Origin of the sequence: Streptomyces sp. ICN903 (assembly GCF_022015835.1) — a bacterium.
GTDB classification, from domain to species: domain Bacteria; phylum Actinomycetota; class Actinomycetes; order Streptomycetales; family Streptomycetaceae; genus Streptomyces; species Streptomyces fenghuangensis.
This window is the reverse complement of the sequence record NZ_JAKMAY010000035.1, coordinates 20,850-29,437: the sequence shown is the minus strand read 5'-3', so window position 1 is coordinate 29,437 and position 8,588 is coordinate 20,850. Positions and strand designations below refer to the sequence as shown.

Here is an 8,588-nt window from a genome sequence, read left to right as displayed (position 1 = left end):
CCGGGCCACCCCCACCGTCTGCAACCCCGCCCAGCGCCTGGACTACGCCCGCTTCGCGAGCGACAGCGCCCTGGCCAACTTCCGCCGCGAGCGCGACCTGCTGCACGAGCTGTCCCCGGGCGTCCCCGTCACCACCAACTTCATGGTCTCGCCCACCCAGTGCGACACCATCGACTACTGGGCCTGGGGCCGCGAGGTCGACATCGTCACCAACGACCACTACCTGGTGGCCGAGGACGAGCGCAACCACGTCAACCTGTCGATGGCCGCCGACCTGACCCGCTCGGTCGCCGGCGGCGAGCCGTGGCTGCTGCTGGAGCACTCCACCAGCGGCGTCAACTGGCAGCCGCGCGGCATCGCCAAGCGCCCCGGCGAGATGGCCCGCAACTCCCTGGCCCACATCGCCCGAGGCTCGGAGGGGGCGATGTTCTTCCAGTGGCGGGCCTCCCGCTCCGGCGCGGAGAAGTTCCACTCGGCGATGGTCCCGCACGCCGGCACCGACAGCCGGATCTGGCGCGAGGTGGTCTCGCTCGGCGCGGACGTCGCGGCGCTGGAGGAGATCCGCGGCACCCGCACCGTCGCGGACGTGGCGATGATGTGGGACTGGCAGTCGTGGTGGGCGCAGAAGCTGGAGTGGCGCCCCAGCCAGGACCTCGACGCCCGCGAGCGTGCCGAGGCCTGGTACGCGGCCCTCTTCGACCGCCATCTGACGGCCGACTTCGTCCCCCCTGGGACCGATCCGGCGAAGCTGGCCGCGTACCCGCTGGTGGTGGTCCCCGCCCTCTACCTGGCCTCGGCACAGGCCGGTGAGGGCCTGCGCGCCTACGTCGCCGCCGGCGGAACCCTGGTGGTGTCGTACTTCTCCGGCATCGTCGACGAGCACGACGCCGTCCACCCCGGCCCCCACCCGGGCGCGCTGCGGGAGGTGCTGGGGCTGACGGTCGAGGAGTTCCAGCCGCTGCGGGCGGGCCAGACGGTGACCGTCCTCGGGCCCGAGGTCCCCTCGCTGGAGGCCGACGTGTGGGCCGAGACCGTCGTGGCGCGGGGCGCCGAGGCGGTGTGGTCCTACGGCGACGGTCCGGCCGGGGGCGGCCCCGCCGTCACCCGCAACAGGTTGGGCGAGGGCACCGCCTGGTACGTCTCGACGCGGCTGGGCCCGGGCGGGCTCGACGCCGTGCTGGCCGCCGCCTGCGCGGACGCGGGCATCGCCCCGCGCGACGGGATCCCCCACGACGTGGAGGTGGTGCGCCGCTTCGGGGAGTCGGGCACCTACCTCTTCGTCCTCAACCACACCGGCGCCGACGCCAAGGTGCCGCTGGAGAGGTCCGGCACCGAACTGCTCGGCGGCACCCGCGTGGCCGGCCGGCTCGAGGTCCCCGCGGGCGGGGTCCGCGTGGTCCGCCTCGACGGCTGAACCCCGGGCGCCTCGCACGGCCGGGCCCCTCCCCGGGGCAGACCGGGGAGGGGCGCGGAGCGCGGCGCGAGATCGCCCAACCCCCGCGAGAGAAGCACGTCAGAGCCCGGCCAGAGCCTGCCAGAGCCTGCCAGAGCCCTGCCGGGGCCCGTCAGAACACCGGAAGAAAGGGCACAGCCATGCGCAGACGCACCGTCCTGCGGCTGGGAACAGCCGCTCTCGCCGCCCCCGTCCTGGCCGGCGCCGTCCCCGGTACGGCCGCGGCCGCGCCGAGGCTGCGCATCCGCGGCGCCGACATCTCCTCCCTCGCCAAGAGCGAGGACCTCGGCGGCGTCTACCGCCACGCCGACGGCCGAAGGGACGACGCGGTACGGATCCTGGCGGGAGCCGGGGTCAACTGGGGCCGCCTGAAGGTCTGGGTGGATCCGGCCGACGGCTACCACACCAGGCCCCATATCCTGCGGACGGCCCGGCGTCTGCACGCGGCGGGCATGAGGCTCCTGGTCGACTTCCACTACTCCGACACCTGGGCCGACCCCGGCAAGCAGTTCAAGCCCGCCGCCTGGGAGGACCTCCACGGGGCCGCGCTGGAGCAGGCGGTGCGCGCCCACACCGCCGACATCCTGGGCGCGCTGCGGGCACAGGGCACACCGGCGGCCATGGTCCAGATCGGCAACGAGATCAACGGCGGCATGCTGTGGCCCGACGGCTCGGCCGAGGACTGGCCCCGCCTGGCGGGCCTGCTCACCGCCGGGGCCGAGGCCGCCCGCGCCGCCTCGCCCGGCATCCGGGTCGCCCTCCACCTCGCCGAGGGCGGCCGGGGCGCCGACACCCGGTGGTGGTTCGACAACGCGGTGGCGCACGGTGTGCCCTTCGACGCCATCGGCCTGTCCTTCTACGGGTACTGGCACGGCACGCTCGCCGACCTCCAGGCCAACCTGAACGACGTCTCGGCCCGCTACCGCAAGGGCGTCTTCGTCGCGGAGACCGCCTATCCCTTCCGGCTGGACAGCCAGGACTTCCTGGAGAACATCATCGACCGGCCCTCGGAGCTGGTCCCCGGCTATCCGGCGACACCTGAGGGGCAGGCCGCCTGGCTGCGCGACATCACGGCGGTCGTGGCCGCCGTACCGGGCGGGCGGGGCCTGGGGCTGTTCTGGTGGGAGCCGACCTGGACCGCCGTGCCCGGCAACGGCTGGGATCCGGCCGACCCGGCCTCCGGCAACGGCTGGGAGAACCAGGCGCTCTTCGGCTACGACGACCGCGCCCTCCCGGCGCTGGAGGTCCTGGGCCGGGGCTGACCCCCGGCGACCGCGCGGAGGGGGGCGGGACCGCACGGTCCCGCCCCCCTCCGCGCGTCCCGTTCCCCGCCGGGCCGTACGGAACGGCCCGGCGGGGAGACGGTGCGCCGTGCGCTCCTCACCTCACGGAGCGGCTACCTCGCGTGAGCGGTCACCTCACGGGGGTGAAGTCCCGCGCGCCGAGGAACTCCGGGCGCGGGATGGGCGCCGCGAACGGCTCCACCGCGGTGTTCTCCACGCTGTTGAAGACGATGAAGACGTTGCTGCGCGGGTACGGGGTGATGTTGTCCCCGGAACCGTGCATGCAGTTGCAGTCGAACCAGGTCGCCGAACCGGGCTTGCCCGTGAACAGGCGGATGCCGTGGTCACCGGCGAGCCGGGTCAGCGCCTCGTCGGACGGCGTGCCCGCGTCCTGCATCTGCAGGGACTTCTTGTAGTTGTCCTTCGGCGTGGCACCCGCGCAGCCGAGGAACGTCCGGTGCGAACCGGGCATGATCATCAGAGCGCCGTTGGTCTCGTAGTTCTCGGTCAGGGCGATCGAGACGGAGACCGTCCGCATGTTCGGCAGACCGTCCTCGGCGTGCCAGGTCTCGAAGTCGGAGTGCCAGTAGAACCCCGAGGCCCCGAAGCCCGGCTTGACGTTGATCCGGCTCTGGTGGACGTACACGTCCGAGCCCAGGATCTGACGGGCGCGGCCCACCACCCGCGGGTCCCTCACCAGGCCGGCGAAGACCTCGCTGATCTTGTGGACCTCGAAAACGGAGCGGATCTCCTGGGACTTCGGCTCCACGATCGAACGCTCGTCCGCGCGGATCAGCGGGTCCGAGACCAGCCGGTTCAGCTCCCGGTTGTAGATCTCCACCTCATCGGGGGTGATGAGCTGGTCGATCGCCAGGAAGCCGTCCCGGTCGTAGGACTCCAGGTCCGCGGTCTCGATCGGCCCCGGGGTGCCGGGGGCGGACCACACCGTGGGGTCCTGCCGGGGGGTGATCACCTCGGAGGCGCCCCGGGTCGGGTAGAGGTCTGCGGTGCGTTCGGGTGCGGTGGTCATGGTTCTGCCTTCCTCTCCTCATCGTGCGGCCCTGTACCCGCGTGTGGCCGCTTCGCTGCGGGTTCTCTCGCCAGGGCCTCCCGTGTGGTCTCGGCTGCCGTCCGCACCGGCCCGTCTGGCTCGGCCGGTGCGGTGCGTCAGCTCTCGTCCGGTTCGGTGAGCAGGGGGTAGACGCCGTTCTCGTCGTGGTCCTCGCGGCCGGTGACCGGCGGGTTGAAGACGCAGACGCAACGGAAATCCGTCTTGGGACGAAGTGTGTGCTTCTCGTGCCCGTCCAGCAAGTACATGGTGCCGGGGGTGATCCAGTGCTTCTCGCCGGTCTCGTCGTTGGTGAGCTCGGCCTCGCCCTCGACGCAGAGGACGGCCTCCACGTGGTTGGCGTACCACATCGAGGTCTCCGTGCCCGCGTAGAGCACGGTCTCGTGCAGCGAGAAGCCCACACGCTCCTTCGCGAGCACGATCCTCTTGCTCTCCCAGGTGCCGGAGGCGGACCTGACGTGGCGGTCGGTGTCCTCGATTTCCTGTAGCGATCGGACGATCACGGTGAAGTGGTGCCTTTCCGGTCAGAGGCCCATCCGCGGGGAAAACCCGCGGGATGGGCCATTCGGGTGGTGCGTGCGGCGACCGGACGCCCCCGGCGCCGGAACGGGCGCCGGGGACGGGCGGTGCCGCGGGTGTCAGGCGGTCTCGCGGACCGCGCGGGCCAGGATGCGCAGGCCCTCGTCCAGCTCCTCGGGGGAGATCGTCAGCGCGGGAAGCAGCTTGACGACCTCGCTCTCGGGGCCGGAGGTCTCGATGAGCAGTCCGAGCTCGAAGGCGCGGGAGGCCACGGAGCCGGCACGGGCCTTGTCGTGGAACTCCATGCCCCACACCAGGCCGCGGCCTCGGACGTCGGCCACCTCCTCGGGGTGCTCGGCGGCGATGGCGCGCAGGGCGGCCTCGACCTGCTCGCCGCGGGCGAGCGTCTGCTTCTCCATCTGCCCGTCCGCCCAGTAGGTATTCAGGGTGGCCGCGGCGGTGACGAAGGCGGGGTTGTTGCCGCGGAAGGTGCCGTTGTGCTCGCCGGGCTCCCACACGTCCAGCTCGGGCCGGAAGAGGGTCAGCGCCATCGGCATCCCGTAGCCGCTGATGGACTTGGAGACGGTGATGATGTCGGGGACGATGCCGGCCTCCTCGAAGGAGAAGAAGGCGCCGGTGCGGCCGCAGCCCATCTGGATGTCGTCGACGATCAGCAGCATGTCCTGCCGCTTGCACAGGTCGGCCAGGGCGCGCAGCCACTCGGCCCGGGCGACGTTGATGCCGCCCTCGCCCTGGACCGTCTCCACGATCACGGCGGCCGGGCGGTTCAGGCCGGAGCCGGAGTCCTCCAGCAGCCGCTCGAACCACAGGAAGTCCTCGACCTTGCCGTCGAGGTAGCGGTCGAAGGGCATCGGGGTGCCGTGGACCAGGGGGACACCGGCGCCGGCGCGCTTGAAGGCGTTGCCGGTCACGGCCAGGGAGCCCAGCGACATGCCGTGGAAGGCGTTGGTGAAGGAGACGATCGACTCCCGGCCCTTGACCTTGCGGGCCAGTTTCAGGGCCGCCTCGACGGCGTTGGTGCCGGTCGGGCCGGGGAACATCACCTTGTGGTCCAGGCCGCGCGGCCGCAGGACCACCTCCTGGAAGGTCTCCAGGAAGGCGCGCTTGGCCGTGGTGGACATGTCCAGGCCGTGGGTGACGCCGTCGCGCTCCAGGTAGTCCAGCAGAGCGCGTTTGAGCACCGGGTTGTTGTGGCCGTAGTTCAGTGATCCGGCACCGGCGAAGAAGTCGAGGAACGCGTGGCCGTCCTCGTCGTACATGTAGCTGCCACGCGCCCGGTCGAAGACGGTGGGCCAGCCGCGGCAGTAGCTGCGCACCTCCGATTCGAGGGTCTGGAAGATGCTCAGGTCGGGCTGGGTCATGGTCACAGCGATCTCCTGGGAGATGGATTGCGAGAGGAGTGAGAGGTCTGGGGGCCGGGGCGCGGTGCGGCGCGCCGCTCGGCGGTCAGCCGCCGGCGGCGGCCGGTGGAGGCGCGGCGGCGGCCAGGGTGGGGACGGGCCCGATCCGGTACAGCACCTCGGGCTCGTGTCCCTCCTCCGGGAACAGCGCGCCCTCGAAGAGGACCTCGCGCCGCACCGGTGCGCCGTGGCGCTCGGCGTAGGAGGTGAACAGTCGGTTGGAGGCGGTGTTGTCAGGGGTGATCGTCGTCTCGATCCCGTCGATGCCCAGCTCCTCGGCGGCACGGGTGGTCAGCCCGTCGAGCATCGCCGCGGCGAGGCCGCGTCCGCGCTGCCCGTGGTCGACGGCGACCTGCCAGACGACCAGGGTCCGCGGGTGCTGCGGCCGGACGTAGCCGGTTATGAAACCGACCGGCTCACCGGCGCCGTCGCGCGCCACCACCGAGGTGGCGGCGAAGTCGCGGCACCACAGCAGGTAGCTGTAGGAGGAGTTGAGGTCGAGGACCCGGGAGTCGCGCGCGATCCGCCAGATCGCTGCGCCGTCCTCCACGCGGGGCGCGTCGAGCTTCAGTCCCTCCGGCATTTCGACGGTCTTTCTGTGGGCACCTGCATGGTCTGCTTGTGCGGCGGTCATGCAAATCCAATTTACCCAGAGCGAACTCAAATCACATCGAGGTAAGGGGTTACGTGGGCGCGTGTTATGTGTTATCGCGCGTGGGTGCGCACGCGCACGAAGGGCGGTGCGTTATGCCTGGTATGGCCCGTATTTTCCGGGCAAAGAGGAACCGATGTTGAGTCCGTCACAGATCCATAACGAGCGCGGAACGTGTCCGAAATACGCGGTTCGCCGATATCAAATCTTAGTGTTTAAGCCTCGCGTGAGCGGGCATACGAAGTTCGGGATTCTATTCTGATGAGATGCCCGTAAATTCATCTTCGATTCATGGAAGATACCTCAGCGAAACCGGATCGTGAGGTTCTTCGGGGAACTCGGCGGAAGTCCCCCCTCCGCCGGCACCGCTCCGGCGCGCAGCGCCCGTACGGTTCCGTGCGCGCGGCCGGGAGCCGTCCGGGCCGGCGCCAGCATCCGCTCCAGCTCGGCGATGCCTCGCGAGGTCTGGCTCTTGACGGTGCCGACCGAGATGCCCAGCGTGCGGGCGGTCTCCTTCTCGGACAGGTCGAAGGCGTGCCGCAGCACCACGCACGCCCGCTTGCGCAGCGGCAGCCGGGCGAGCGCGTCGCGCACGTCCAGCACCGCCGGCACGTCCGGATCGTCGATGCGGTCGGGCCGGTGCGACCAGAACAGGGCGATCCGGCGGCGCTCGCGCAGCAGGCTGCGCTGCCGGGTGCGCGCCATGCCGGCGACCACGCTGCGCGCGTACGCCAGCGGATGCCCGCCGGCACGCACGCTGTCCCACCGGCGCCACACCGCGACGAGTGCGTCGGCGGCGAGGTCGTCGGCTCCCTCGGAACCGCCCAGCAGCAGATAGGCGAAGCGGGACAGGTCGGCGTAGTGCCGGTCGAAGAAGGCGTGGAAATCTTCGGTGGGGGCGTCCACGCGGCCTCCTCAGGGCTCGATGGATCCTGTGAAGTGGTGTGCCACGACCCCCTGCGGCTGCGTGAGCGTAACAGGGGACTCGTACAGTGCGGCATATGAGCGAGCGCGGGAATTTCCACATCCGGGGACGGGTCCTGACCGGGCCCGGCCCCGACGACGTCCAGGACGAGATGTGGGTCGTGGACGGGCGGATCACCTACGAGCGGCCCACCGGGCCGCTGGAGACGGCCACGGTCGAGGGCTGGGTGCTGCCCGGGCTGGTGGACGCGCACTGCCACGTCGGACTCGACGCCCACGGCGCCGTCGACGACGCCACCAGCGAGAAGCAGGCGCTCACCGACCGCGACGCCGGGACACTGCTCATCCGGGACGCGGGGTCGGCGGCCGACACCCGGTGGATCGACGACCGCGAGGACCTGCCGCGCATCATCCGGGCCGGCCGCCACATCGCCCGCACCCGGCGCTACATCCGCAACTACGCCCACGAGATCGAGCCCGGGGACCTGGCGGCCTATGTGCGGCGCGAGGCGCGGCGCGGCGACGGCTGGGTCAAGCTCGTCGGCGACTGGATAGACCGCGAGCGGGGCGATCTGGCCGCCTGCTGGCCGCGCGGTGCGGTGGAGGCCGCCATCGCCGCCGCCCACGAGGAGGGCGCGCGGGTCACCGCCCACTGCTTCGCCGAGGAGTCGCTGCGCGATCTGGTGGAGGCCGGGATCGACTGCGTCGAGCACGCCACCGGTCTGACGGAGGAGACCATTCCGCTCTTCGCCGAGCGGGGCGTCGCCATCGTCCCCACCCTGGTCAACATCGCCACCTTCCCCCGGCTGGCAGAGGGAGGCGAGAAGAAGTTCCCGCGCTGGGCCGACCACATGCGGCGGCTCCACGAGCGCCGCTACGACACCGTGCGCGCGGCGTACGACGCGGGCATCCCGGTCTTCGTCGGCACGGACGCGGGCGGCTCGCTGCCCCACGGGCTGGTCGCCGACGAGGTCGCGGAGCTGGTGGCGGCGGGCATCCCGCCGGTGGAGGCCCTGTCGGCGACCACCTGGGCGGCCCGCGCCTGGCTGGGGCGCCCGGGACTGGAGGAGGGCGCCGAGGCGGACCTGGTGGTGTACGAGGCGGACCCGCGGGCCGATGTGCGGGTGCTGGCCGCGCCGCGGGCGGTGCTGCTCAGGGGGCGTCCGGTGCGTCCGGTGCGTCCGGTGCGGTGAGGCGTGCGGCGAGGCGGACCTGGTGGTGTACGAGGCGGATCCGCGGTGGAAGGGGCTGTGTGACCGCCTCGTGG

At 71.7% G+C, this 8,588-nt stretch carries 7 protein-coding genes and 1 pseudogene; 3 read left to right on the top strand and 5 right to left on the bottom strand.

Annotated elements, in window-relative coordinates:
• On the top strand, nt 1-1,414 hold a 1,414-nt coding region (locus L7D48_RS06090; protein ID WP_237877845.1), incomplete at its 5' end, for a beta-galactosidase trimerization domain-containing protein.
• Between the two features lie 275 nt (nt 1,415-1,689).
• A pseudogene (locus tag L7D48_RS06085) lies at nt 1,690-2,715 on the top strand (arabinogalactan endo-beta-1,4-galactanase); the annotation flags it as partial.
• A 151-nt stretch (nt 2,716-2,866) separates the two neighbouring features.
• On the opposite strand, the gene thpD reads toward L7D48_RS06085, so the two are convergent.
• From thpD to L7D48_RS06060, 5 genes are all read right to left on the bottom strand, one after another.
• Nucleotides 2,867-3,766, bottom strand: a complete 900-nt coding sequence (thpD, locus tag L7D48_RS06080) for an ectoine hydroxylase (protein WP_237877844.1) — start codon at nt 3,764-3,766, stop codon at nt 2,867-2,869.
• A gap of 137 nt (nt 3,767-3,903) precedes the next feature.
• A complete protein-coding gene (locus L7D48_RS06075) occupies nt 3,904-4,308 on the bottom strand; it encodes an ectoine synthase (protein ID WP_093655460.1) in 405 nt (134 codons plus the stop codon).
• A 135-nt stretch (nt 4,309-4,443) separates the two neighbouring features.
• Nucleotides 4,444-5,712 carry a diaminobutyrate--2-oxoglutarate transaminase gene (gene ectB / locus L7D48_RS06070; RefSeq protein WP_237877843.1) on the bottom strand — a complete coding sequence of 423 codons (1,269 nt, stop codon included), beginning with the start codon at nt 5,710-5,712 and terminating at the stop codon, nt 4,444-4,446.
• Nucleotides 5,713-5,791: 79 nt separating this feature from the next.
• Entirely contained in the window at nt 5,792-6,328 is a 537-nt protein-coding gene (ectA, locus tag L7D48_RS06065; protein ID WP_237877842.1) for a diaminobutyrate acetyltransferase, read from the bottom strand.
• Between the two features lie 372 nt (nt 6,329-6,700).
• Nucleotides 6,701-7,303 (bottom strand): SigE family RNA polymerase sigma factor, encoded by a 603-nt coding sequence (locus L7D48_RS06060; RefSeq protein WP_237877841.1) that lies wholly within the window; start codon nt 7,301-7,303, stop codon nt 6,701-6,703.
• 95 nt (nt 7,304-7,398) lie between these two features.
• On the opposite strand from L7D48_RS06060, the gene L7D48_RS06055 reads away from it, so the two are divergent.
• Complete coding sequence (locus L7D48_RS06055; protein ID WP_237877840.1) at nt 7,399-8,514, top strand: amidohydrolase family protein; 1,116 nt, start codon at nt 7,399-7,401, stop codon at nt 8,512-8,514.
• The last annotated feature ends 74 nt before the right edge of the window (nt 8,515-8,588 follow it).

What these genes read in the sequence shown, in the direction of transcription:
- L7D48_RS06055 (WP_237877840.1), top strand. Translation starts at nt 7,399, where the DNA reads ATGAGCGAGCGCGGGAATTTCCACATCCGGGGACGGGTCCTGACCGGG.
- thpD (WP_237877844.1), bottom strand. Translation starts at nt 3,766, where the DNA reads ATGACCACCGCACCCGAACGCACCGCAGACCTCTACCCGACCCGGGGC.
- ectA (WP_237877842.1), bottom strand. Translation starts at nt 6,328, where the DNA reads ATGCCGGAGGGACTGAAGCTCGACGCGCCCCGCGTGGAGGACGGCGCA.